This is a genomic window from Enterococcus sp. DIV1411a, assembly GCF_050531945.1.
GTDB lineage: Bacteria > Bacillota > Bacilli > Lactobacillales > Enterococcaceae > Enterococcus_B > Enterococcus_B faecium.
This window is the reverse complement of sequence record NZ_CP172892.1, coordinates 2181944-2207630: the sequence shown is the minus strand read 5'-3', so window position 1 is coordinate 2207630 and position 25687 is coordinate 2181944. Positions and strand designations below refer to the sequence as shown.

The following is a 25687-nucleotide window of genomic DNA, read 5'->3' as shown; positions in this document are numbered from 1 at the left end:
AATTTTTGGACGTAAATCATCATAGTGCTGCTGACGATCGCAGGCTTGAGTTGGCTATCTTATACAATAATTGACCAACAAAAGCAGATAGTGAAGCTAGAACAGCAACTGCAGTATGAGCAGATGAAGTACAAGATTATTATTAACGATCCGTTAGTCAGGGATGCGATGGAAGCAGGGGGATAAATGATGGACTTTGCAGTGTTAGTAGTCGTAGCATTTTTTGCCACAGTATTCGCAAGTGTGATTTTCGGTAAAGAATTAGATGAAAAGGAGAAGCAAGCCATTGCCAAAGAAAAAATCGAAAGTAAAAAGAAGAAGCGTAAGTTACTAGAAAAAGCCAAGGCGAACGGAACCATAAATAAAAAAGTCCTTGGTAAGACTTTGAAGAGTTTGATCATTGATGAAGAACATCAACATGGTTCACATTTTGATAAATAAAAAAAGCCACTACCTTTTGGGTAAGTGACCTATGACAAGACTATTTTACCATAAAGGGGTGGCGTTTGTGAGATTTCAATGGCTTAAAAACTACCAAGACTTAGAAGAACAAATACTCTTCATGAAATGGAATCTTAACAAGAGTAGGTTGGAATTAGATCGATGGGTCAACGGTGATTTAGCAAACGTGCGCCTTGAAAAGAATTCAAGATCATCATCGTTGGAAGAAAACATCAGGATCATAGAGAATGAACTAGAGCTGCTTGAAAAAGAAAAAGTTGAACTGATGGAATTGATTGATTCGTTCAGCGGTGCAGACAATCAAATTGTTAAATTAAAATATATTGATGACATGGATGTTTATGATATAGCAGATGCTACAGGCTACAGCGTATCTTATATCAGAAAGCGGCATACAGAGATTCGCAAGACATTATCATTCGTGGATGAGTATGAAGCACGGCGAGAGGAACGCTTGAAGAAGCAAGAAGAAATGGACTACTATTCAGCGGATCAAGATCAGTTGAGCTTGTTTTGACATTGCCACAAAATGCGACCTCAAAGCCTGTGTATATTTCTTGATTTAAACGAGTTATAGTAATAGCGTAGAAGAAACGGAGAGTCGGTTGTTGGACTACTCACACTAATCCAAATACCGAAAGGGGGCTAATCCCTTATCGCTTAATCTTCTTAACTTGAATAGAAAGACAGCACTTTAATTTGATGGAGGTGATCCCTCTTTTCAAAATTCGCTAGTGCTGTCTTTTTGTGTTTAAAAAATATTAGGAGTGATAATATTGCAAATTGTAAATCAACATATCGAACAGCAAGATATCAATACCAGAAATGATTTGGAAATTAATATTAAGTATCCGTTTGATCAAGATTGTAAGCCCACATTTAAACAATGGAAAGAAATGGAGAATGAAAAGAAGCGCACATTCTTATCTAAACTTACCAAAGGTAGGTGACCAAAGTGAAACTACTTAAAGATTTTATCCATTTGACTGATAGAGAATTCTTTATCAAGTACTGGTGGCAGATACTAATTTTTGCTGGGTTATTGTTTGCAATGCTATTTGGAATTGAATCAATAATAAAATTTAGGAGGAATCACAAATGATAGTACCTATCAGAAAAACAATTGCTGGAACAGAGTATTGGGATACAGAAAAGAAACAATCATTGTTTGTACCTAAAGGTAGTGAACCAGATTTTGAAGTGACTGAAAATCCTAAGTCGATGATCACACCTGAAGGGGATAAAGAAGTGGTTGGCAATGCAGCTAAACTACTTATCAAAGGTGCCGAAGTGAAACCGGGTGACGATCCGGAAATCAATAATTCTGTGGATCATATCCATACAGGAGAAATCAAGCAAGAAGTAATAGATTCTGATGGCAACACAGAAGATGAGCTTGATGGTGAGCCTGTTACAAATCCAGAAGATGAAGAACCATCGGAACTGGATAGTATGAATACTAAGGATTTACGTGCATATGCGAAAAAGAACGGGATTACAATTCCAGCTGCTATCCGATCTAAAGGAGATATCTTACGAACGATTGAAGAAGCAGAGAAATGAAGTACTGTGGATTTGACGGATGTCAGGTCAAGATAGAACGTGGTACCTATTGTAAGGAGCATGCACCAAGGCGAAAGACCAAAGCTAAGAAGAGTGCATACCACCATGAGAACAAGTCATTCTATCGAACACAAGCATGGCGTGATGTTTCTGATTTTGTTTATGAAAGAGAAGGTGGATGCTGTCAAAGGTGTGGTCGCTTTGTATTTGGTAGACAGGCGCATCGACATCACGTAGTACCGATCAAGAAGAACGACATGCTCAAGCTTGATCCAAACAACATCCGATTATTATGTCCAAGTTGTCACGTAATTGAAGAAAATGAAACAGACGAGAAAAAAGTTTTCCCGTCTTATTTTTGATTAACCCCCCCCTATCCTTTTCGAAAAATTTTGTTCGCCGGGAGATAGGTCAGAGGGAGTTACGCGCATCGTTTTTTTTAAATTTTTAAAAAAATAAAAGGGGGGTACGTATAAAAATGACGACGAAGGCGCAACGTAAAGCGATTGTTGATGAAAAAGTAAGTGCAGAAAAAGCACGAATTTTATTGATTATGCGGGAGTCTGATATTTATATGATTACTTTAGACCCCTTGATTGAATCCTACTTGGATATATTTGAAATTTATCAATATAAGTTCTTGGCGTGGAAAGAAAAAGGATTTCCTGAAACTCAAAAATACACCAATAAATCGGGAGCAACTAACCAAACAAAACATCCATTGGCCCAACAAGTTGAATTTTGGTCAGATAAAAAAATGAAGGCTCTTGATTATTTAGGACTGACCAATAAAGCTACAGTTGGTAAAAAAGTCACTGGCGGATCTACTGCAAGACAAAATGAAGAAATCACACGACCGGAAGAAAAGCCAGTGGATGAATTAGCCAAACATCGGAATAAATGGCGAGTAAAAGCAGGTGGTAATTCATGATTGAACCCGGTATAAATTACGCTGACTTATTTGCTAAAGGTGTTCGTAAAAATCCGCACAAGTATCCGAAAACAGTTCGTTTGGCTATTGATCGATGGTATCGATGGAAGAAACGTAAAGACATTTGGTTTGATGTTGATCGTGCGAATGAAATGATGGATTGGGTTGAATCGTTTATTGTGCACACCAAGGGTGATATGGTTGGCAAACCTTTTCTTTTAGAACCTTGGGAAAAATTCATTTACTCATGGATTTACGGTTGGGTGAAGAAAAACGAAAAGGGCCAAACAGTTCGGGTCACTCGTGAAGCTTATGTACAGATTCCCAAAAAGAATGGTAAAACGTTGATTGGTGTGGGTTCTTTAGGATATGCGATGTACGGCGAAGGTGCTTTATCTGTCAATTGCTATGCATGTGCTTCCGATTATGCTCAAGCGCAATACGCCGCACAGCCATTCGCTGACACGATTTTGAATAATGAAGTGCTGCTTGATGGAACGAAAATTTTTAAAGGCCCCAAAGGAACCGTAGCAAGTGTCACTTATCGATATATAGTCGATAATATGGCTTATACAAATAAGTTTATCGTTCAAACCAAAAATATCGAAAACATTGAAGGATCAAATCCCTATTTCATTGTAAACGATGAATTGCATAAGCAAGAAAAAATGGAGCAATACGACAACTTCAAATCCGCTCAAATCTCTTTGCCGCAACCTTTGATGTTTAACATTTCAACCGCTGGTAAAGGATCGTCTTCGGTCGGCATGCGTGTTTACCGTGAAGCCAAAGAAGTGTTGAAAAAAGACGATAACGATTCGAACTTTGTTTTGATTTACGAACCAAACAAAAACTATGATTGGACTGATCGTAAAGTTTGGGAAATGTGCAATCCTAACTGGGGCATATCTGTTGACTTGTCAGCTTTGGAATCAGCTTTTAAAACGGCTCAACGTTCTGCCCATTCAAAAGCTGAGTTTTTGACCAAGCATTTGAATGTGTTCGTCAATGGTGCTGATAATTTCTTTGAACAGGATCAAGTAGAACCTTGCTTAGTATCTAGTAAAGAACTAGGGGATCTTCAAAATGAACCTTGCTATATAGGTTTGGATCTATCGAAAACACGAGATTTAACTTGTGTTTCTCTCAATTTCCCAACATGGGATGAAAATGGAAAATCAATTTTAAAAGTTAAACAGCTCTATTTTATTCCGAGTGAAGATTTAGATTTCCGAGAAAAAGAAGATAACGTACCTTATCGAGAGTTGGAAGAACAAGGGTTTGTTGAATTTTGTGATGGAAAGATGATTGATCAAGAGCAAATACTTCAGTTCATTGAAGATTGTATGGAACTATACGATATCCAGCAGGTCAATTATGATCCGGCGATGAGTGCCAAGCTTATCGATAAGCTGGAGAATCTAGGACTTGAATGTATTGAGGTGCCACAGTATCCCAAATACTTGAACGGTCCATTCGACGATGTCGAGCGACTTTTCTATGAAAAAAGAATTTTATTCGATAATCCACTTATGCTGTACTGTACATTAAATGTCGTGGCAGTAACCAATATGAGTGGACAAAAAGCGCCAAGTAAACGTCAGTCAAAAAAGAAGATTGATGGTTTCGTGGCGTTTTTATGTGCCCACAAGGAAACGATGAATCAAATGACAGATTTTGATGATGGGCAGTTGGCAGATTACTTGGGAAGTATTTACAGATAGGAGAATAGTAGATGAAATTAAAAGACTATATTGATCAAGGATATACAGTCCTGACATTCGGACGACTGTCTCAAAAAATAAAAGAAAAATATCCCAATGCATTAACACATGATCAAGATTTTATAGGATCGGATAAACTTTTAATTGATGATGCTGTAAAAGGAACTCTCGCTTTTAAAGAAATAATTGATGGAGCAAGCGATATATCTTTTAGGAAATTTACGCGTGAATTTTGTGGTGATTTTCCAACTGAAAAACCAAAACCGTCCAAATCACGCATTAGGAAGGCCCAATCCTTGACCCTTGAAGGAAAACAGTTAGATCTTATCGTTGATGTAATATTTGAATTGATAGATGTTTTTTCTAAAAGCTTTGAAACAAACGACGATGCGTGCCATAAAGAAAAAATTCGAAGTGCGGTTGGCGGATCCAAACGAATCGTTTTCTATTTTTGGAGTTATGACGAAGATTTAAAAGAAATAAAAAAGACAATTACAGATGTTTATGATGTACAAATTGTCGAATAAACAATTTATCCGTTTGAAAGGCGGTGAGACTTATTGAGATTAAGAGATAGAATTTCAAATGCAGTTTTTTCATTCATGGAAAAGCGAGGGTATCTTGAAGATATTTTCGGTAAAACCACACGTTATGGTCAAAGGTATGTTACTGACAATTCAATCATGGAATCGTCTGATGTATATGAATTAGTTCAAGATATTTCTAATCAAGTCGCTTTGGCCACTCCAATGGTAATCGGACCAAACGGCCAAGAAGTAAAAGATCATTTCTTGTTGAACATCCTGAACAACCCAAATGATTATCTAACCGGGTTTGAGTTTTCAAAATTGGAAACAAATACACTTTTGATCAATGGAGAAACATTTCCTTTGACGGATCGTGATCAACTCCATTTGGCGTATGGCGTTACTACCAAAATCAATGAAAGGCTGCAAGAAGAATTTAGTATGAATGGTCAGGATATACCTAGTCAAATGATCAGGCATATCAAAAACATTGGTACTGATTCATTAAAAGGTGCTGGAATTATCGACCTAGCCAGAAACACGCTAGAAGGCGTTCTAAGCGCCGAAAAGGTTTTGACAGATAAATACTCAAAAGGTGGATTACTTGCGTTCATGCTCAAACTGGATGCGCACATTAATCCGAATAACAGCGCACAAACTCAAATCGTTGCAAAGATTCTTGACCAGTTAGAAGGAACCCAAGACGACAACAACCACACAGTCAAGATGATTCCTTTGGGGAAAGGATATTCAATTGAGACTTTAAAAAGTCCAGTTGATGATGCAGCAATTTTGAATTACTTGGGTGTGTACAAGAAAGATTTGGGAAAATTTTTGGGGATCAATGTCGATACTTATCAAGCATTGATGAAGTCAGATATTGAAAAAGCAATGATGTACTTGCATAACAAAGCAATCAAACCAATATTGAAGAACAAGGGCGAACATTACACCGCTCTTTTTTTTATGCCTAATTCTGGCTATCGAGTGGAATGGAAAATCAATATTTTGGACTTTGTTCCTTATTCAACTAAAACAAATATTGGTTACAACATTGTTCGTACTGGTATTACAAGCCCAGACAATGTGGCAGATATGCTTGGTTTCCCTAAACAAAACACGCCAGAAACACAAGCAATCTATATTTCTAATGATTTATCGAGGATCGGCCAAAAGAATGCAACAGATGATTCGTTGCCTACTGGTGATGATCTGAAGGGAGGTGATGGAAATGAAAAAGAAGGAAATTCGGACATTTGATATCACCAACTTGAGTACGAGGGATGATACCGAAAACAATAGTCGAATCGTTACTGGTTATGCAGCAGTTTTTAATAGCCGCACACTTTTATGGGAAGGATTGGAAGAAGTGATTTCGCCTGGCGCTTTCTCAAGAGCATTATCCGGTTCTGATGTTCGCTGTTTATTTGATCATGACTGGTCCAAAGTTCTAGGACGTACTAAAAGTGGCACGCTTCGATTAGAAGAAGATGATCGTGGTTTGAAATTCGAAGTTGAATTGCCAAATACCACGGTCGCAAATGATCTGATCGAGTCTATGCAACGCGGCGATATCAATCAATGTAGTTTTGGTTTTATTCCCACAGAAGAAACATGGGATTACAACACTGACCCAGTGCTTCGTACGGTCAATGAAGTGGAATTATTCGAAGTATCAATTGTTTCTCTTCCTGCTTATCAGGATACAGAAGCAGCACTTGCTAGAAGCAAACAGGAAGTCCAGCAAGACATTGCAACACGAAAGAAAATGATCCAAAAAATTAATGGGGCGCTTAACGCATAGGAGGAAACACCATGAAAAACAAAAAATTATTGAAAAAATTACAAGCTCGTCATGAGCAACGCTTGACTGAATTACGTGGGAAAATCGAATCTGGTGAAGTACGTGAAGCTGATCTTGAATCAGTCCAAAGTGAAATTGATACTTTGATTGATGAATTAAAAGATATCAAAGATGAATTGGATGAAGGTACAGACCCAGAACCTGCGGCGGATCCAGATGGTGCAGAAGGTCGTTCTGCAGAAGGAGAAGGGGAAGACGATGTTGATCCAGAACCAGCAACTGATCCAGACCCAGGCACTAATGAAAATCGTGCTGGCATGATCACACAACAACAACGCGATGGCTTGTTGGGTAACATTCGTTCAGGGATGCAAAATCGTAGCAACGCGAACCAAGGACGTAATCAACAACAAATTCGCCGTGCATTTGCAGATTTTGTTGTAGGTAATATTAACGAATCAGAAGCACGTACGTTAGGGTTGGTAACAGGAAATGGATCGGTCACGGTACCTGATTTCTTGAGCCGCGAGATCATTACTTATGCGCAAGAAGAAAACTTCTTACGTCGCTTAGGTACAGGTGTTTCTACTAGTGAAAACATCAAATACCCTATCCTAGTCGAAAAAGCTGATGCGCAAGGGCACAAGTTAGAACGAACCACTGATATGCCAGAAACAGATATCGAATTTGACGAGATTGAACTTTCGCCATCAGAATTCGATGCCTTAGCAACTGTAACAAAAGCTTTGTTGGCGCGTACCGGATTGCCTATTGAACAAATCGTGATTGATGAGTTGAAGAAAGCTTATGTACGCAAAGAAACACAATATATGGTTCACGGCGATGAAACAGACAACGTGAACGAGGGTGCATTGTCTAAGAAAGCTGTTGAATTTACAACAACTGAAACAACTTTATACGATGCCTTGGTGAAAATGAAAAACACACCAGTCAAAGCGGTACGTAAAAATGCACGTTGGGTATTAAACACTGCTGCAGTCACTGCTATTGAATTGATGAAGACAGATGATGGTTTACCGTTATTACGTCCGCTTGATGCACCAGTTGAAGGTTGCAACTACAAGTTGTTGGGTTACCTGGTAGAAGAAGAGGATGCTGTTGATGAAACGGATCCTTCCCAACCTGTATTCTACTTTGGGGACTTCTCTAAATTCTTCATTCAAGATGTTATTGGATCGTTAGAAATCCAAAAACTTGTTGAATTGTTCGCTCGTACAAATCGTGTAGGTTTCCGTATTTGGAATTTAATTGACGGACAATTAATCTATTCGCCATTTGAAGTTCCAGTATACAAATTCTTACCAACAGTGACACCCCCTGCTGGCGGCGGTGAATAATCATGGCCGATGAACCTAAAGAATTATCTTTAGAAGAAAAGTTCAAGGCGCATATTCATTTTGAAGAGGGTATGGATGATTCCATGCTCTCTTTCTATTTGGAGATGGCCAAGGACTACGTGATGACCGCTACTGGTGGTCAAAAAGAGTATTTGATTTTATTGGTGGCTGGTATTGGTTATGAGTATCGTGTTGCTGAAGGTGAGTTGGAAGCAGCGTTGAATGCTATTACACCATTTATTATACAAGGGGTGATTCAAAATGCCGAAGCGACAGACCAACAAACTTAGGTGGAAAGCTAAATTATTGGATATCGTCGAAACAGTTGACGATCGTGATCGCCCTATCACTGAATATCAAGAAAAACGTGACCTTTGGTATCAGGATATTGGCGTGACCGCACAAGAGAAATATCTTTCACAGCAAGCCAAAACTGACGTTGTCAGACGGATTAAGGTCAGGTTGGATAAATCTATCACCGAAAAGCTAAGTGCCGTCAGAATCGATTCTGTGGCGTATAGCATTACTCGTATTTATACGAATGTTGATGATGGTGAAATGGAGTTGAGTTTGACGTATGTTAATTAATTTGGATGACTTAAAAACCGCCCTCAAAGCAACAAAATTGCCAGTTACGCGTGATAAAGCAGTTAAGGGTACGAATTATCCATATATCATTTATTCAAATGTTAGCAAAAGTAAAAAAATGGCTTCTTCAAAAGTCCATAAACGAATGCCTTATTATCAAGTGTCATTATTTACGGCAGGTACAGAACAAGATTTGAGCGTTCTGGAACATGCATTGGAAAACGCAGGTATTCTCTATGCGGATTTTGTAGGTATCCAAGGCGATGAAAATGATGATACAATCACCAATTTTTATACTTATGTGAGGTGTGTTGAAGATGCCTAGTAATAAGAATGGATTTGCTGAAATGTCTGATATATTGGGTGAATTGAGTAGGGTAGATCCTGTAAAAGTTTCTTTGGAATCATTAGAAGAAGCTGCAAATTTCTATGTCGACAAAATGTTGCCACGTATACCTAAAAGCTTAATGAAAAGAAAGCATATGCGAGACCAAATAAAAGTTGTAGTCGAGAAGGACAGAGTAAGAGTTGCTTTCGAAGATACAGCGTACTATTGGCGATTCGCCGAGAATGGGACCACTAATCAAAAAGCGCAGAACTTCGCTAGTGGGACTTACGAACAGAACAAAAATAAAATCGAAGAAATCATGACACAAAAGATCATGGATCTTTGGGGAGGTAATTAATTTGGGCAAAACAGATGTATTGTATTTTGAAGGCCTTGAGGATATCTTGATCGCTATGATGTCTCCCGAGGCACAAGATGGCGTAAACCAAGCACCAGAATATGGTGGAATTGTAAGACTACCTATTGCTACCAAACTTGCTGTGAAAGGTAACGGATCAACGTTGGAAAAATGGGCATCAAGCAAGATGTTCCGCCGTGTATCACGAGAAACAAAACACGAATTAGGAGTGAACCATGTGGGAATTCCTATTGATGTCATGGATGATTTGAAAGGTTTAATCGCTCAGAGCGGTGTAACTTTCTCTAAAAATATCGCACGCGAATATCCGTTTTTTGCATTTGGATTTATCGGCAAAATTGAAGGCGGCGGACGCAAAGCAGTATGGTATCCGAAAACTCAGTTATCTAACGTAATTGATGAAGAGTATGCAACTGAGGAAGATGAAACAAAGATCGATGATGTAACGGCAAACCTAGTAGCAACTGCCTTGAATTACAACAACGTTATGTATTCAAGTTTTGATTCAAATAGAACTACTGGATCAATTGAGTTGTTCGAAAAATTCATTGCTCAACCAATCTATTCTGAACAGCAATGGCAAACTATTGTTGCAGCTACTCCTCCAGTGGGTGGTGGCGAGTAATGGCTAGATTAGTTGACTACGGAATTAATATTGACGACTTAGGCAACTCTCGTGTGGTTAATATTAAAGGGCATGACTTTCCAGTTGTATTTACAATGGAAACGATGGAATATATTGCAGATGTATATGGGGAAGACTACTCGAAATTCGAAAATGACATGAATCTTTTGATCAATAAAAGTGACGGGGAGATCAATTCTCGTAATTTGACGCCTGCAGATTTAAAAATCATGCGTTCGTTGATTTACGGAATGCTGCGCACTGGTGGTTTAGAAGAAGATCCTCAAACTATTTTCAAATTTTTAGGCATGAACGGCGATGTATTACAGGCTTATGGGGCATGCATGGAAATTTTTAGTAATCAGAAGTTTCAGGTTGAAGACTTAAAAAAATCGAAGAAGCCACAAGATTATCAAACTCCTCAAAAGAAAAAAGGAAAAAACAAGAAGAAACACAAGAGATAGGAACTCCATGGAGCTTCTATCTCTATGTTGCCCTCACTCTACTTAATTGGAGTGAGGAGTTTTTTTTAAAAGCAACACCTAACTTGTGGCTTAAATCTTATATCCAGTGGTTGAAAAGTAATACGGAGTTTGAACCGCCGGAAACGAGAACAATGGATCAAAGCCCTTGGTGGTAGGAAAGGAGTGCTAAGATGGCCGTAAGAGAGGTAGACACAGTCTTGAATTTTAAGACAAACGGAGAAGTCAATTACTCTAAAACGATCAAGGAAATCAATCGTGAAATGAACTTAGCAGCTACTGAGTACAAAAACCAAGTGTCTGCTATGGATAAAGATGCAACAGCAACTGAAAAGCTGACTGCTGCGAAAAAGAAACTCGAAAATCAGTTGTCGCTCGCTGAAAAGCGAACAGAACTTTTGCGAGAACAATATGAAAAATCAGTAGAAGAAACTGGTAAGTACTCAGCAGAATCTGAAAAACTTTATAAGAAGATGCTTGAATCCGAAACAGGGCAAAACAAATTAAAAGCCGCCTTGGATGAAACAAATGAAGCATTAAAAGAACAAGGTGATGTATCTATTGATACAGCCAAAAAGTTACAAAAAATCGAAGAAGCTGGCGAAAAAGTTGCGGGCGTTGGCAAGAAAATGACTGTAGGCGTTACAGCGCCAATTATGGCAGTTGGAGCAGCTGGTTTAGCCGCATTTTCAGAAGTTGATGAAGCTATGGACACTATTATACAAAAGACAGGCGCAACAGGCGATGTTGCTGATCGTTTGTCTACCTCGTTTGAAAATGTTGGCTCAAACACTCACTTAGAACTACAAACAGTCGGAGAAGCAATTGGTGAAGTGAATACTCAATTTGGGTTCATGGATAAGAAACTTGAAGATTCGACAGATTACCTATTGAAATATGCCGATATCAATAATACTGATGTCTCGCAAGCAGCAATTTATGCTAGACAATCAATCGAAGCTTATGAACTATCCTACGATGATTTAAACGATGTATTAGATGTTACTACCAAAACTTCCCAGAACACAGGACAATCAGTTGATGACCTTATGAAGAAGGCGATTGATGGTGCACCTCAAATCAAACAATTAGGATTGAGTTTCGATGAAGGGGTGACCTTAATTGGTAAATTTGAGCAAGCTGGGGTTGACTCAAGCACAATGTTAAGCAAGATGTCTAAAGCTTCAGTTGTTTATGCCAAAGACAATCTATCGTTACAAGACGGATTAAAGGGAACAATCGATTCAATACTGAATGCAAAAGATGAAACAGAAGCGCTGAGAATTGCTAATGAAGTATTTGGAAAAGGGTCAGATAAAATGGTTGACGCAATCAAACGAGGAACGTTCACCTTGGATGATTTAGCAAAAGTAGCAAAAGAAAGCGGCGGTACAGTGGCTGATACATTTGCAGAAACGGAAGATCCTATTGACGCGGCTAATCGTGCAATGAATAATGCGAAGTTTGCTTTAGCAGACGTCGGCGAATCCGTTCAAATCAGCTTATTGCCTTTCTTTGAAATGGCGATTGATGCTTTGAAGAGTTTTAAAGGATGGTGGGATTCTCTCGATCAAGGCACTAAGAACTGGATTATTACACTCGCTGGTATAGCTGCAGTAATCGGACCAGCTTTGGTTGTCATAGGAACTCTTATGAGTTCCGTTACTAAGATCACCGCTGGGGTTAAAGATTTGGCCACTGTGTGGAGTGGGCTAGGCAAATTATTCGGATTATCTGGTGGATGGTTTGCCGTAGCTGTAATAGCAATAGCCGCATTAGTCGCTGGGCTAGTTTGGGCTTATAACAATGTTGAATGGTTTAGAAATGGCGTGAATGCATTTTTCCAAGGAGTTTCTGATATAGCGGTAGAAGTGTTTAACTTTATGGGCGGATACATTAGCAATATTTTTGGAGGAATCATTCAAAATTTCCAAAACTTTTTCGATGCAGGCAAGAGAATTTTCACCGGATTTATAGATTTTATAACCGGCATATTTACAGGTGATTGGGAACGAGCCTGGAACGGAGTTGTAAACATTTTCGGTGGTATCTTTGATGGAATTGCAGCCATGGCAAAAGCACCATTCAATGGGATGATTGGATTAATCAATGCTTTTCTAGGTGGTCTTAATAACATTAAAATTCCTAAATGGGTTCCTGGCGTAGGCGGTAAAAGCTTTAGCATTTCCACTTTACCTTATTTGGCAGATGGCGGTCATGTATTGAATGGCCAAGCGATCGTTGGTGAAGCTGGACCCGAATTGCTTACGAATAAAAACGGTAAGACAACTGTTACTCCGTTATCAGATGAAGAAAAACGCAAAGGCATTGGTGGCAAAGTACAGCCTTCCAAAGTGGAACAACATATTCATATTGGGAATGTCGATGCGAATAACCCAAGCGAATTAAACAAAATGAACCGTAAATTTTACCGTGCAAGCAAACAAGCACTTGCCGGTGTGGGAGGTTAGTAGGAATGTTCATGGATGCTGATACACCGAATTTTATATTCAAAGGAATCAACGCAGTTATGGATATGGATTGTATTATCGAAACTGAACTTCCTGAGATCTCTCCAAACAAACGCTACGAAGAAATCACTGTGCTAGGACGAAGCGGATCGTTGCACGAAACCTTTGATGATTACGAACCATATAACCTAGAAGTCGAATCAGTTACAATTCCGTATGATCGGTTACGCGAAGTAAAGCAATGGTTGCAAGGTCGAGGGCAATTGATTACTCATAATGATTACAATACTTATCGTGATGTTATTTGCATGATGGATTCCCCTACTGAGTTTGAAAACGAGTGGGGGTTTTTCTATACCTTCGATTTAACTTTTCGATGCCAACCTTTTAAGCGGAAAGTAAATGAGCAGTCATTGCCATTCGCTACTTCGCTGGTCTTTCATGATCCGGGTGATGAAACAGCAAAACCTTACCTTGAATTGAAACCAACAGGAGGAAACGTCAAACTTACGATCAACAGTACTGCGTTGACGATTACAAACAGCAGTACCGAAGTAATCAAAGTCGATTGCGAACACGGAAAAATTATTCAAGGTTCGAAAACACTTTTCAGCAAAGGAGAATGGCCATTGGTACGTCCGGGAGAAAACAAACTGACTACTACAGGTGTATCTAGCGGCACAATTTTAAGAAGGAGCGTGTATTTGTGAGTTTAGTTTATGTTTATGAAGAAATGCCAGCAGACTTAGAAACGAACGGTCACGCTTTGATCGATTGGGCTGATTTACCTGAAATCAATCGTATTCTGAATGGTGACTATACTTTCTATGGCAACTATTCATTAGATGGTCAAAACGTGGAATATCTCAAAGAAGATAACTTCATTCGTGCAGAAGATGAAGATGGCAAGATGAAATACTTTGAGATAAAAAAAGTAACGAAAAATCTGAATTCTTTCTCTGTTACTGGACGAGCGATCGGTTACATGTTGAGTCGAAATTTCATCGAGAGTAGTTTCACTCAAAATGGCACTGGATCAATTATCATGAGTAGATTAAAGGCTGCCCTAGCATTTGAGCAGCCTTTTTCATTTGAATCAGATATTCAAACTGTCCACCAATTCACTGTAAAACAGACTAATCCAGTTGATGCTGTGATTGGGTCAAACAATGGTAACGAGAATCTAGCGAGTATCACTGCTGGCGAATTGGATATGGACAACTATCGTTTTAGATTGCTATCTCGAATCGGGAAAGACAATGGCTATCGGGTTGATTTAGGAGTGAACCTAGAATCGATTGAGGAAGAGATAGACGGCAACTATTATAATAGCTTGTATTTAATCGGCGGCGTGCCAGAAGGCGATTACGATGAAGATAAAGAGCCAATCACGTACAAATATCTCGAATTGACTGGAGTAACCGATAAAAACCGCCGCATTGGCAAATACGAAAATTCGGAACTAACCACTGTTGCAGATTTGAAAAAATGGGGTCAAACAAAATTTGATGTCGATCGAGTACATGAGCCTTCAATCACTCATACGGTTTCAATGGTCCAACTTGAAAATACATTGGAGTATGGAGATTTATACGATGATATTGCAAGGCTGCATTTCGGTGATACTTGCTACTGTACGGTTGCAAAATTAGGCATTGAAGTAGCCGAACGAATGATTGAGTACACTTGGTACCCAACGCTTGGCAAATACAAGAGCGTGACTTTAGGCAATGATATCGAATTCTACTCCAATGCAACGGCAACCGAGACGGCGAAGCTTCGTCAAAAGGTTGAAAGTCGCACTGAATTGATGGTTGAAGCCGTTCGAAATGCTTCTAGTTGGATCACTGGAACAAAAGGCGGCTACGTTCGTATGCGACCTGAAAAAGCGCCTAGCGAAATCTTAATCATGGATAAACCGTCTGTCGCAGATGCTCAAAAAGTTTGGCGATGGAACTTAGGCGGACTTGGTTACTCGAAAAACGGGGTGAATGGTCCGTATGGTTTGGCAATGACTCAAGACGGAGCGATCGTGGCTGACTTTATCACTGCTGGCATTCTGTCGGGTATCCTCGTTCAAGGGGTGGCTTTAAAGACATTGGATGACAAATCATTCCAAGTAGTCGTTGAAGGCGGTAAAGTTTCGTTTGAAAAGAAAGTTGTTTCTACAGGTTTGGATGATGTTCATGGAGAATCACTAGGGGCTATCACATCTACTTATGGAGCAGATAGAAATATCAACGGATTTGCTATTTGGAAAGAGCCGAATTACATCTTTTCGATTAATACTGGTGATGGTGATGGGAAATCAGTTGCGGTCTTCCAAATTCCTAAAGAAAGCACACCTGATGCACCGATATATAGATTTAACGGTGAAGCGACTTTTCGTAATGGTAAAGCGACGTTCGAAGATGACGTTGCAATGGAAGGGCGTTTGGATGTCAAAGAACTTTATGTAAACGGCGTTAAAATTGATCAAAATGGTGGTGGTTCAGGCGGTAATGGTGGTGGATGGAATGGTCAATATCCTCCAGAAGTGACTAGCGACCGTGACAAACGCTACTGGCAAATCTGGGCAATGTTTATTGGTGCTGGTGGTACACAACAAGCCGCAGCCGCTTTACTAGGTAACGCTCAAGGTGAATCAGATGCGAATCCAACCGCAGATGAAGGTAACGGTGCTGCAGGGTTTGGATATGGTGTATGGCAATGGACTGATGGAACTGGTGCAACAAGCGGTCGTGTATACATGATCAACCTGATGACTAGGGCAGGAATCTCTGGTGATCCAGATACAATCACAACACAGTTTAAATTACTGATGTGGCATGCGCCGAATGGTCAGTGGATTGCAACAAGTGCTTATCCATACACTTGGTCACAGTTCATGAATATGACTGATATCGCTGTTGCTACAAGAGCGTTTGAGGAAAACTTCGAACGCCCGTTGAATGATCATCCAGAACGAATTACGTGGGCTAATGAATGGTATTTAAAATTTAAAGACCTAGATATTCCTCAATCTAGCGGCTATATTGTTCCGATTGATGCGCCAGTGACTGTAACGAGTGAATTTGGCTGGAGAACACACCCAATCACTGGTGAAGCAAATTACCACAATGGCATTGATCTAGTAAATAACAATTCGAATGCACCGATTTATGCATCTGCAGATGGTGAAGTAATTGTTGCAGGTGACGCTAATTATTTTGATTGGTATGGGAATTGGGTTGTTATCAAGCACAGTGATGGCATGTACACTGGATACGCTCACCTTAGCAGCGTAAACGTTTCTAAAGGAAGTACAGTTACACAAGGGCAACAAATCGGCGTAATTGGAACGACAGGTCCAAGTACTGGAATACATTTGCACTTTCAATTTTTCGATGAGATGTATCCAAGTTCTAATGACCACTTTTTCAATCCCCGAGACTATATTGATTTTTAGGAGTGATGAATTTGGCTACAATCACACACAAATTAATGCTATCAACAACAGAAGCAAATTTAGTTGGTGAAGTTAAAGTACGACAAGCTGATGATGAAACACAGTTATTTGAGGTGACTGTGCTAGAAAATGGAACAATTAAAAATTTCGCAGGTTTAAAACCATTTTTCTGTATTATGGCAAGAGAAGTTACTGGACAAGGAGTATCAGAAGAACCTGTAACCGCATATGACGACACTAAAGGAACATTGAAATACACATTATCAGCGAATGCGATGCAGATGGTAGGACGAAATGAAGCTTACTTCAGCTTCAGAAAAGAACTAACAAATGGTTCTTGGGCAGAACAGTTCAGCACTCGTTCATTCTTTTACACCGTCGAGAAATCTATTTACACACAACCATTTAAAGATTCTAATTATTGGTTTACATTTAAAGAATTGTATCGCTTGTTTAATGATTATATCGAATCAGGCAAATTAACTTGGGAAGATTTCATGGATACAGAATCGGATTTATGGAAAAATTTTATTAACCAGAACAGAGAAATTATTGAATCTGTAGATCCGGGCGGGCTGGTATTAACTGAATTAATTGACTCACGAAAATCTGGAGACACTACTTATCCATCACTGGCGGATAGATTAAACAATACCGATCGACAGAACAATCTAGTTAAAAGTCGTTTGTTTTTTGGAGATAATAACGTCTTGATCGGCCATCGTGGATGTAGTGGGTTTGCACCAGAAAGCTCCAAAAAAGCTTTTGAACTGGCCTATTTTCAAGGTATGGCAGGCATCGAAACGGATTTAACAAATACGAGCGATGGTGTGATTTTTTGCTATCACGATGAAACTTTAGATACCAAAACAGACGGCACTGGGAATCCACGGGAGCTAACCTGGGACTATGTAAGCACCGTTAAATTGACTAAAGCAGCTGGTTATGATGCCTATCCAAATACCAAAATAGCGACTTTGGATGATTATCTGTCAGTTGCCAAAAAATATAATTTGATTATTTTTCCGGAAGTAGCTTTATCGACGGAAGATCTGATTCACGAAGCTTTGGATAAAATTTATTTATACGGGTTACAAAGTCAATGTGTCATTTTAGTAAATAAGTGGAATTATCAAATTGTTAAAAGCTATGCGCCAAATTTAATTAGATGCTTGATACCAAGTTGGGGAGTGGCCAACACTGCAGACATTGATTTTTGCGCAACGAACGGAATTGAAATTTGTGGCGCTGCATTTTCTGCTGGATTGACTGCTGTCCCTCAATCTTTTATTGACTACGCCAACGAAAAGGGGATATATCTGTATGGCTACATCATCAATGCCACAAAAGATCTCAGTCGTATTAAAGATTTAGGTATTAAGTTTATTGGTACAGATTTTTTTGGAGGTGAGAAGTAATGTTAAAGACCAATCATTTTTTAATTGATAATGCTATCTTTTTAAAAAAGCTTCTACCAACTTTAGTGGAGACCAGTGGAGAGCCGAGCTCAAATCAATACTTGTTTGACAAAGGCAATACCAATGGACCAACGATTAAAATTAATTCTGCCGCAGGAGTGTTTGGCGCTATTAATTTCCCTGTTTTTAATCTTAAAAAAAGAGATAAAATCCGTGTCATTTGCGAGGTTATATCATATTCTGGCGTTTTACCCAAATTGGCGCTAGATAAATATTCTGGAGGCGCATTGGATAACACGAACAATACAACATACGCCACTGGTGAATGGGTGCAGTTTGATGAGACGTTTAATATCACGACTGATGATAAGGATTTTAAAGTCATGTGTGGTCTTTTTACTACTGATGTAGGTATTTTTGCCATTCGCAATTTAAAGATCATTGTCTACTCAGACACTTGTACGACTTTGCCAGACGAGCGGATTTATGCTTTCAAAAAGACGGGAGATACTTGGGAGATTGATACATCTAAGTGTTATAACAGTGGTTCCTTGACTGTTCTTAATTCTGATACTTTGCAGCTTACATTCGACAAACCGTTTAACTATTTTGGTACTCCGATAGTTTTTGACGGTCAGGAGTATTCTAGTGCGATTAAAGCGGTAACTGGTACGGTGAGTAAAGCAAATTTATTTATAAAATTTAAGGCTGCTGATGGTTCGAATGTAAAGCTCGCTGACATGCCAACTAATTATTGGTTTAATTTACGGATTTTACAGGTATATTAAAACTTTTCAGCTTGTTAAATCGATGGATGTAGAAAAGACGAAAAGCATACTCAAACGAGTGTGCTTTTTATTTTAGGAAAGTAGGTGGCTTATGTTCATTTGGGGGGAATTAGAATGAAAGAATTATGCTTAAATTATAGAAAAGGTGGTATATATGGTGATTATTGACAATGGAGTGTTACTGAATGAATTTCGAGGGTTGCTGACAAATGGATATGTCCAGTTGTTCTTATGGGTAGTAGTAGGTGATATTGTTACAGGTCTGTGTAAAGGGATTTTTGTGAAAGAGGCAAATAGCACAAAAGGGTTGTTAGGAATCGTTAAACACATGTTAGTTGTCTGCTTAGTAATTATTGCTTACCCGTATTTAAAGATTATGAGTCTTGAGACGTTTGCGACCGCATTCGTCTTTTTCTATATCGCGGTTTATGGAATTTCAATCACGGAAAACTTAGGTCAATTAGGTGTGCCAATTCCAAATTGGGTCAAAGAAAGACTGTCAAAGTTACAGGATACAAATACTAATCCAAATGTTAATAGCAAAAGTTCAGAGAAGGATTATGGCGATGGGCAGGAGTTCACTGAGCGAAAGGATGATTAAAATGAGTATTCCAAAACCAGTTATTCTAGATATTAGTGAATGGCAGACGCCAAACTCTATCAACTATGATAAGTTGGCCAGTGCTGTTGACGGTGTAATTGTTCGCATACAGTATGGATCACGGTATATCGACAAGCACTATAAGACTCACATTACAGAATTTCAAAAACGTGGTGTTCCAGTAGCGGTATATGCTTGGATTCGAGGAGTTTCTAATTCGGATATGGAGAAAGAGGCGACAGATTTCTACAATCGTGCGAAAGCGTATAGTCCAACGTTCTGGTGGCTTGACGTAGAAGAAAAGTCAATGAGCGATATGAGAACTGGGATTGAAAAGTACCGAGAAAAATTGAAATCTCTAGGAGCTAAAAAAGTGGGAGCATATATCGCTAATCATTTGTATGCAAGCTTTAATTTAGATACTTCAAAATTTGATGGTATCTGGATTCCCACATACGGTTCAAACAATGGCCAGTATAATGGTTCGAATCCGACAGCTACTTCTAACTATGATATCCATCAGTACACTAGCAACGGTAAACTGAGTGGCTATAACGGGCCGCTTGACTTAAATAGGATTGTTAGGAAAGATTTAGCTTATTTTTTCGGAACTAAAGCGGATGCGCCAACACCAAGTAAGCCAGTGACACCATTGAAACCGACAGGGGGGAAAATCAAGATGAAAACTTTAAAATTGAACACCGCTGTTAAGTTACGGAAATCCGCAAGTACTGGAGCAGGAATCATTGCAACTCTATCTGCCGGAACAAAAATCAAATTTGATGATGTGGTAATCTCAGGTGGGTATATTTGGGCTGTACAGCCAAGAGGTGATAATTTCAAAAAAGGATATATCGCTATCGGTAAAATTGATGCGTATGGATCAGTTTGTTAAGTATTACTAATTTGGAAAAATTTGTGGCAAAAAAATGGAACCCGCTCAAGATTATGAGAGGGTTCCATCAATGCAACCATAGTAATAATTGTTAAAAAGCGAGTTGCAAACATGTCGGGAACTAGGCAAGTACCAACTACAATAATGGCAATTAGCCATGCAAAAATGCTTTTATTTTTAGCTGCGTAAGAGTAAATGAGTAGTTGGTTCAGATAGAGCAAGAATGAATATAAAATTCCGCCGTGAACAGCATATTGCAGAATAGATAAGTGAGGTATTTCAAACCCTAACAAACTTGATATATAATCTCTTGAAAACCCATAGCCAACAAACGGATGTTCAAATAATAGTTGAAGCGCTGCGAGATAACCATTTGTTCGTCCAGAACTTGATAGAGCCTGTGACAAGTCTGTTTGAGGTCGTACTATCATTAATAGTTTAAAAGCCACGGTTATCAGAATTATAAACGCTATAACAGAAACAAACTTACGAACAAAGCCTTTCTGTTTTATTAAAATATACAGGAAGAGAAATACAAATAGTACATATAAACCTGTTCTAGCAGAAGTAACAGCACAACCAATCAAAGAAACCAGCATGAAAAATATATACTTATTTTTTTCCTTACCGTGTAATGTTTTTAAGAAATCGAATGCGCAGAATATAGTAAGCGCAAGGTATAATGTTCCGTGAGAAACATCAGAAAATAGATAATAGAAAAGTTCTCTGTTCAATAGAAAATCTATTTTACCAAATTCAAAACCAACGTATCTATATAAAACAAACTGTATAATCAGCATTAAAGCAGTATAGTAGCCACCTAAGATGAAAACTTTTTTAAAAGTGGTCAGATTTAATTCCGTTAATGATCTATTTCTGAATAAAGCCCCTATAACCATTATAAAATTAAATAATATTACGATAAATTGACTTACAGCCTGTGATCTGTAGGACCAGTTTGATATTACTAAAGGTAAAAATGAGTAAATCAAAGATAGAAAGGCAGTAATAAAAATAGGAAATAATCTTTTCGAGAAGTTCCAATCATGTTTTGAAAAGAATAAGCTAATTATAAACATAAAACCAAAGAGATAAAACCATGAAATTGGTAAGGAACCATAATCACCTCCAAATAAATTTCGCCATGAAAAAGGAAGTGCGTAACACATAAGTATTAGAAATCTACTACTCATTTTTGAAACATGTTTCTTCATCTTTTTGTAAGTAATAAAGAAGAACATAGCACTCACTGCAAAAGTAATGGGGAGCAATGATGGTATATTAAAAATCAATCCATGTAATAAAAAAACTAAAAAGTACATTTTAATCACCCTAACTATTCATTTAAATATGCATTATTCGTTCTTCATTATATCAAAAAAAAGAGCACTTTACAGATTTTTTTGAAAGTATCAGAAGGATATACGTGGATCTACACAAAGGACAAACGTTATATCCCTGTTCGGCCGGTTGGAAAAGCAGCGTGGGGCACATTTAAGTAATCAAAAACCCTCTTACTCAATCGAGTAGGAGGGCTTTTTTTGTTGCTCTAATTTCCACCGGGCTTATAATTAATGCTTGGATCATACTTACGCAATATTTTGTCTTGTGTCCGAACATGATCAAAAATATAGTTTTCGCCTTCGATTTTGAAGACAAACGCTATTTCCTCTGGATAGCCACTGTAGCTTGAGGGAACGGTAAAGTAAGGTTTCCCGAAATTCTCCATAGTTTGTACGAATTGCTCATAAAGAAAGTGCGCTGGTCCCATTCGTTGAATGAACTCGTAGTAGTATCTTTCTAGTGCATACGTCCGTTTATCTGCTAGCGGTATTTGCATGTTGATCACTCCTTAGGCAAAACTATTGATCGCTCTCAAGTGGTGTGTCGATTGTATTTTTTGATTCGTCCAACGGTGTGTTGAAATATAATACTTTGTAGCTATCTTTATCTGTAAATGAGTAAACCATGTCAAAATTATAAATTTTATCCTGATATGTGAAGTTACCTATTGCGCTATAAACATTCTTATATTCTTCGCCTGTTTCGGTATTTTTATCATCAGGCATTCGATATACTTTAAACGAATCGTCGGTGAAGTTAACTTCAAAATTATCGATCATATAGTGTTCTTTCAAAACCTTTTCAACGATAATTGAAGCTTCAGATTTTTCTTCGTCACTTGTATCTTTGACCTCTGAATTTGATTCGCTATAGCTTCTTGAATCCTCTGTTGAAGAAGTACTACCGCAAGCGCCCAAGAATAGAATTGATAATAACAAACCAACTGCTAACTTTTTCATATAATCCCTCTTTTATTTTTCTTTTATTGTATCAGAAAAACATATCGAGATGATATAAGTATATTAACTATATTTCATTGAAATGCTAATCGTCTTACTGATCATCAGTGTATTAGTGTTGTTGTTCGTCCCTAATTTGTCGCGTTATAGGAATCATGTAGACCAAGAAAGTCGTGAAGCGATCATCCAGTTGGTAGACACACAAAAAGAGCTCTATGCGCTTCAAAATAATGGAAGAGTTCCTACTGTGGAGGAATTGTTGAATGAAGGCTATATCAAACGAGAACATGCAGAAATCTATCAGCGGCCTTGAAGGTAAGGTTTTAGCATCAGGATATACGTTGTTTGAATCACTCTTACTGATTTTATTACTTACAACGATCCTTTCTTTTCCAGTTCTCGCATTTTCTGCATGGAAGAATGAATTGGCAGTCTATCAATTTTTCGGCCAATTTGAAAAACGAATCTATTCTACGCAAAAAATCGCTATTGTGAATCAGATCCAAACAGGCTTTTATTGGAATAGTGAAGAGAATCAAATCATTTTTCATGTTCCGAATCCAGATAAAATAAATTGGGAAGTATTAGATATTCCTGATGAGATTACCTTGAAACGCCATGCTTCTATTACTTTTGCTGCTAGAACCGGGAATGAAAGTTCACTAAAAGCTTATCAATTTTATTGGGAAGAAAAAGAGCGGACGATTACGTATCAATTCCAGATAGGGAGTGGTCGCTATACAAAAAGAATTGAATAAAACAGGATTTGTTTTGTTGGAGTCCCTTACAGCGCTTATGATCGCTTCTGTCTGTGTCTACTTAGTGAGCTTTGGCCAGCTGTTTTTGCTTCAGGCAGAAAAGAAAAGTGGGGAGGAACTGCTATTTATTCGAATGATTTATGAAGATATCAAGACGCAGCGGATGTATCACAAAAGACCAGAGCGAAGGGAAGAAATGATCCCATACGATATCCAAATTGTCGATAATAATGGAGTAATCGAAAAAGTGTTTGTCAATATGGAGAAAGAAGCGATCAGTATTGAAAAAACAAGTAATTCCAGCATTTACGCTGATTGAATGTCTAATTGGACTGATGATATTGAGCAGTCTATTGCTCACATTCAATCTTTTGATTCAGCAAACCATCCAAGTAAGTGAATTTTTGCAGCGTAAAGATCAAAAAGAGTGGCTAATATTTTTAGCACAATTAGAAGAAGAACTCAAGAGCAGTCACAATGTCTCTGTGAAAAATCAGCAACTGCACTACACGATCGAGGATAAACAGTATATCATCGAAAGATATCAGGCAATGATACGTAAAAGAAGAACTTCCGGCGGACATCAACCTATGTTAACAAGTATCACTGAGCTTCAATTATTGGAAAAAGAACACACAATTTCTTTTTATGTACACTTTGAAAATGGAGAAGATGGATATGCCATATGGACAAAAAACGATCAGTAGAAAATGTTATAAGGGCTCTATTTTATTTTCTGTCTTGCTTTTATTTCTTTTATGTACGTTTTTATTGATGGCAGCATTAGAAAGCTACCGTTTGTCAATGGATCTTAATATACGAATCAAAAATTATTATATAGCAAAAATAATGAAGCAGATGGCTTTATCGGAACAGTCTACGCTTGCCGAAAGTTCGGAAGGAGTTTTTTACTACACAACTGGATCTGTAACATATCAGTGGGTACAACAGTCCCTATTCTTAGAGGTGGAAGTCTCACCGTTTATCTTTCGGTTCACAGAAGAAGTAAAAAATGATACAGATACTAGTACAGAATGATGGAATGTTCGTGAAAACGCCCTCTTTTCTGTTATAACACTGTTTTTAATAAAAAAATGTTTGCCGTTTCACAAATAAAAAACAGTGAAAACGATTGAAATTTTGTCAATTGTTCGATAGAATTAAACAGGTGAAAAAATTGTTATAATATATCTAGAAATGAGGTGCACCATGTTACCAGAAAAAATGGAACAAGGGTTTAATCAAAACCTGGAAGCTATTCAGCTTTTACAGAATGCATTGGGAACTTCCTTTTTAGAAGCCTATGTCGAAAATGCAGAAAATTTAATAGATGATTATCAAGTACGTGTGGTGGATGGAGTGCCGACAAAAGAGACAACGCAACGGATCACAGCTCTTTATGAAGAGTTGAAGAAACTTTCTTTCGAGCCAGAAGAATGGCGCAGACTGTCTCAATTACTTTTATTGAAGGGCAGCCAGACAGAACATTTGCAGGCGAACCATCAACTCACTCCTGATAGTATCGGTTTTTTATTTGTTTTTCTTATTGAACAACTATACACAAATAAAAAAGCACCGGTTAAGATTCTGGATATTGCGGCAGGAATGGGCAACTTGTTATTAACAGTTCTTTTAAACCTATCGAATGCGGGGTACCAAACAGAAGGAATTGGTGTGGATATTGATGATACATTGTTGGCTGTCGCAGCTTCTACAAGTGATTTGACACAAGCAAATGTTCAATACTTTCATCAAGACGGGTTGCAGGAATTATTAATAGATCCTGTCGATTTTGCAATCAGCGATTTGCCAATCGGTTATTATCCGAATGACGAAAAAGCAAAAGAGTTTTTAACAAGTACCGAAGAAGGCCATAGTTATGCACATCATTTATTGCTAGAGCAATCAATGAAATATGTGAAGCCGGATGGTTTTGGTTTGTTTTTGATGCCGAGTGGATTTTTAGAAACGGATCAAAGTGAAGAAATCAAAAAATGGTTTAAAGAAGAAGGTTATCTTCAAGGAATGATTCAATTGCCAGATGAATTGTTCCGTAATAAACAATCGCAAAAAAGTATTTTGATCTTACAGAAAAAAGGACCACAAGCACAACAAGTAAAAGAAGTCTTGCTTGTGAAACTTGCTTCATTAAAAGAACCAGAGAAGGTGACGGAATTTTTCAACGAGTTTAAAAACTGGAAATCATCTGCTCTGTAATCATTCAACGAGAAGGA

At 38.2% G+C, this 25687-nt stretch carries 32 protein-coding genes; 29 read left to right on the top strand and 3 right to left on the bottom strand.

All coding sequences use genetic code 11. The annotated features are described in order from the left end of the window. Window positions 1–186: 186 nt before the first annotated feature. The 23 genes from IGJ87_RS10725 (at window position 187) to IGJ87_RS10615 (ending at window position 20392) form a co-directional block, all read left to right on the top strand. A complete protein-coding gene (locus tag IGJ87_RS10725; RefSeq protein WP_430609429.1) occupies window positions 187–441 on the top strand; it encodes a hypothetical protein in 255 nt (84 codons plus the stop codon). 67 nt (window positions 442–508) lie between these two features. Next, window positions 509–979, top strand: coding sequence for a hypothetical protein (locus IGJ87_RS10720; RefSeq protein WP_430609427.1), 471 nt, complete (start codon window positions 509–511; stop codon window positions 977–979). Window positions 980–1560: 581 nt separating this feature from the next. After that, the gene (locus IGJ87_RS10715; protein WP_430609425.1) at window positions 1561–2025 is read left to right on the top strand and encodes a hypothetical protein; all 465 of its coding nucleotides are present in this window, start codon (window positions 1561–1563) and stop codon (window positions 2023–2025) included. Further along, window positions 2022–2387 carry an HNH endonuclease gene (locus tag IGJ87_RS10710; RefSeq protein ID WP_086269578.1) on the top strand — a complete coding sequence of 122 codons (366 nt, stop codon included), beginning with the start codon at window positions 2022–2024 and terminating at the stop codon, window positions 2385–2387. Before IGJ87_RS10715 ends, IGJ87_RS10710 begins: the two co-directional genes overlap by 4 nt. A gap of 116 nt (window positions 2388–2503) precedes the next feature. Next, complete coding sequence (locus tag IGJ87_RS10705; protein ID WP_430609423.1) at window positions 2504–2956, top strand: P27 family phage terminase small subunit; 453 nt, start codon at window positions 2504–2506, stop codon at window positions 2954–2956. Continuing rightward, the gene (locus IGJ87_RS10700; protein ID WP_430609421.1) at window positions 2953–4680 is read left to right on the top strand and encodes a terminase large subunit; all 1728 of its coding nucleotides are present in this window, start codon (window positions 2953–2955) and stop codon (window positions 4678–4680) included. The genes IGJ87_RS10705 and IGJ87_RS10700 overlap by 4 nt, the downstream gene beginning before the upstream one ends. Before the next feature lie 11 nt (window positions 4681–4691). After that, a complete protein-coding gene (locus tag IGJ87_RS10695; RefSeq protein ID WP_430609419.1) occupies window positions 4692–5207 on the top strand; it encodes a hypothetical protein in 516 nt (171 codons plus the stop codon). A 75-nt stretch (window positions 5208–5282) separates the two neighbouring features. Beyond that, complete coding sequence (locus IGJ87_RS10690) at window positions 5283–6467, top strand: phage portal protein (protein WP_228160368.1); 1185 nt, start codon at window positions 5283–5285, stop codon at window positions 6465–6467. Next, the gene (locus IGJ87_RS10685; RefSeq protein WP_430609417.1) at window positions 6439–7011 is read left to right on the top strand and encodes an HK97 family phage prohead protease; all 573 of its coding nucleotides are present in this window, start codon (window positions 6439–6441) and stop codon (window positions 7009–7011) included. Before IGJ87_RS10690 ends, IGJ87_RS10685 begins: the two co-directional genes overlap by 29 nt. 11 nt (window positions 7012–7022) lie before the next feature. Continuing rightward, a complete protein-coding gene (locus IGJ87_RS10680; protein ID WP_430609415.1) occupies window positions 7023–8369 on the top strand; it encodes a phage major capsid protein in 1347 nt (448 codons plus the stop codon). A gap of 2 nt (window positions 8370–8371) precedes the next feature. Beyond that, window positions 8372–8659 (top strand): head-tail connector protein, encoded by a 288-nt coding sequence (locus IGJ87_RS10675; protein WP_430609413.1) that lies wholly within the window; start codon window positions 8372–8374, stop codon window positions 8657–8659. Beyond that, window positions 8631–8957, top strand: coding sequence for a phage head closure protein (locus IGJ87_RS10670; RefSeq protein WP_430609411.1), 327 nt, complete (start codon window positions 8631–8633; stop codon window positions 8955–8957). The genes IGJ87_RS10675 and IGJ87_RS10670 overlap by 29 nt, the downstream gene beginning before the upstream one ends. Continuing rightward, on the top strand, window positions 8947–9282 hold the full coding sequence (locus tag IGJ87_RS10665; RefSeq protein ID WP_430609409.1) for a hypothetical protein: 336 nt from the start codon (window positions 8947–8949) through the stop codon (window positions 9280–9282). Before IGJ87_RS10670 ends, IGJ87_RS10665 begins: the two co-directional genes overlap by 11 nt. Then, window positions 9275–9643, top strand: coding sequence for an HK97-gp10 family putative phage morphogenesis protein (locus IGJ87_RS10660; RefSeq protein WP_430609407.1), 369 nt, complete (start codon window positions 9275–9277; stop codon window positions 9641–9643). Before IGJ87_RS10665 ends, IGJ87_RS10660 begins: the two co-directional genes overlap by 8 nt. Before the next feature lies 1 nt (window position 9644). After that, the gene (locus IGJ87_RS10655) at window positions 9645–10289 is read left to right on the top strand and encodes a major tail protein (RefSeq protein WP_430609405.1); all 645 of its coding nucleotides are present in this window, start codon (window positions 9645–9647) and stop codon (window positions 10287–10289) included. Then, a complete protein-coding gene (locus IGJ87_RS10650) occupies window positions 10289–10753 on the top strand; it encodes a hypothetical protein (protein ID WP_086269598.1) in 465 nt (154 codons plus the stop codon). The genes IGJ87_RS10655 and IGJ87_RS10650 overlap by 1 nt, the downstream gene beginning before the upstream one ends. Window positions 10754–10944: 191 nt before the next feature. Further along, on the top strand, window positions 10945–13242 hold the full coding sequence (locus IGJ87_RS10645) for a phage tail tape measure protein (RefSeq protein ID WP_430609403.1): 2298 nt from the start codon (window positions 10945–10947) through the stop codon (window positions 13240–13242). Window positions 13243–13247: 5 nt separating this feature from the next. Continuing rightward, window positions 13248–13952, top strand: a complete 705-nt coding sequence (locus IGJ87_RS10640; RefSeq protein ID WP_430609401.1) for a phage tail protein — start codon at window positions 13248–13250, stop codon at window positions 13950–13952. Continuing rightward, complete coding sequence (locus IGJ87_RS10635) at window positions 13949–16690, top strand: phage tail tip lysozyme (protein WP_430609399.1); 2742 nt, start codon at window positions 13949–13951, stop codon at window positions 16688–16690. Before IGJ87_RS10640 ends, IGJ87_RS10635 begins: the two co-directional genes overlap by 4 nt. Window positions 16691–16701: 11 nt before the next feature. After that, window positions 16702–18108 (top strand): BppU family phage baseplate upper protein, encoded by a 1407-nt coding sequence (locus IGJ87_RS10630; protein WP_430609397.1) that lies wholly within the window; start codon window positions 16702–16704, stop codon window positions 18106–18108. Beyond that, window positions 18108–18896 carry a hypothetical protein gene (locus tag IGJ87_RS10625; RefSeq protein ID WP_430609395.1) on the top strand — a complete coding sequence of 263 codons (789 nt, stop codon included), beginning with the start codon at window positions 18108–18110 and terminating at the stop codon, window positions 18894–18896. Before IGJ87_RS10630 ends, IGJ87_RS10625 begins: the two co-directional genes overlap by 1 nt. 154 nt (window positions 18897–19050) lie before the next feature. Continuing rightward, window positions 19051–19497, top strand: a complete 447-nt coding sequence (locus tag IGJ87_RS10620) for a phage holin family protein (protein WP_430609393.1) — start codon at window positions 19051–19053, stop codon at window positions 19495–19497. A gap of 1 nt (window position 19498) precedes the next feature. Continuing rightward, complete coding sequence (locus IGJ87_RS10615; protein WP_430609391.1) at window positions 19499–20392, top strand: GH25 family lysozyme; 894 nt, start codon at window positions 19499–19501, stop codon at window positions 20390–20392. On the opposite strand, the gene IGJ87_RS10610 is transcribed toward IGJ87_RS10615, so the two are convergent. The 3 genes from IGJ87_RS10610 to IGJ87_RS10600 form a co-directional block, all read right to left on the bottom strand. Then, window positions 20389–21714, bottom strand: a complete 1326-nt coding sequence (locus IGJ87_RS10610) for an O-antigen ligase family protein (RefSeq protein ID WP_430609389.1) — start codon at window positions 21712–21714, stop codon at window positions 20389–20391. The two genes, IGJ87_RS10615 and IGJ87_RS10610, sit on opposite strands and share 4 nt — an antisense overlap. Window positions 21715–21941: 227 nt before the next feature. Further along, the gene (locus IGJ87_RS10605) at window positions 21942–22232 is read right to left on the bottom strand and encodes a DUF5960 family protein (RefSeq protein ID WP_096741788.1); all 291 of its coding nucleotides are present in this window, start codon (window positions 22230–22232) and stop codon (window positions 21942–21944) included. A 22-nt stretch (window positions 22233–22254) separates the two neighbouring features. Beyond that, on the bottom strand, window positions 22255–22695 hold the full coding sequence (locus tag IGJ87_RS10600) for a hypothetical protein (protein ID WP_430609387.1): 441 nt from the start codon (window positions 22693–22695) through the stop codon (window positions 22255–22257). Between the two features lie 82 nt (window positions 22696–22777). Between IGJ87_RS10600 and comGC the strand changes: the two genes are divergently transcribed. The 6 genes from comGC to IGJ87_RS10570 all read left to right on the top strand — a co-directional run bounded on the left by comGC (window position 22778) and on the right by IGJ87_RS10570 (window position 25670). After that, window positions 22778–23008: a competence type IV pilus major pilin ComGC gene (comGC, locus tag IGJ87_RS10595; RefSeq protein ID WP_050426661.1), complete on the top strand. Its 231-nt coding sequence runs from the start codon at window positions 22778–22780 to the stop codon at window positions 23006–23008. Then, entirely contained in the window at window positions 22983–23453 is a 471-nt protein-coding gene (comGD, locus tag IGJ87_RS10590) for a competence type IV pilus minor pilin ComGD (RefSeq protein ID WP_002317395.1), read from the top strand. Before comGC ends, comGD begins: the two co-directional genes overlap by 26 nt. Then, a complete protein-coding gene (locus tag IGJ87_RS10585; protein ID WP_002286177.1) occupies window positions 23425–23772 on the top strand; it encodes a hypothetical protein in 348 nt (115 codons plus the stop codon). The genes comGD and IGJ87_RS10585 overlap by 29 nt, the downstream gene beginning before the upstream one ends. Beyond that, window positions 23735–24160 carry a competence type IV pilus minor pilin ComGF gene (gene comGF / locus IGJ87_RS10580; protein WP_002325315.1) on the top strand — a complete coding sequence of 142 codons (426 nt, stop codon included), beginning with the start codon at window positions 23735–23737 and terminating at the stop codon, window positions 24158–24160. The genes IGJ87_RS10585 and comGF overlap by 38 nt, the downstream gene beginning before the upstream one ends. Next, window positions 24132–24491, top strand: a complete 360-nt coding sequence (comGG, locus tag IGJ87_RS10575; RefSeq protein ID WP_002293655.1) for a competence type IV pilus minor pilin ComGG — start codon at window positions 24132–24134, stop codon at window positions 24489–24491. Before comGF ends, comGG begins: the two co-directional genes overlap by 29 nt. A 171-nt stretch (window positions 24492–24662) precedes the next feature. Continuing rightward, complete coding sequence (locus IGJ87_RS10570; RefSeq protein WP_002286175.1) at window positions 24663–25670, top strand: class I SAM-dependent methyltransferase; 1008 nt, start codon at window positions 24663–24665, stop codon at window positions 25668–25670. Window positions 25671–25687: the final 17 nt, after the last annotated feature.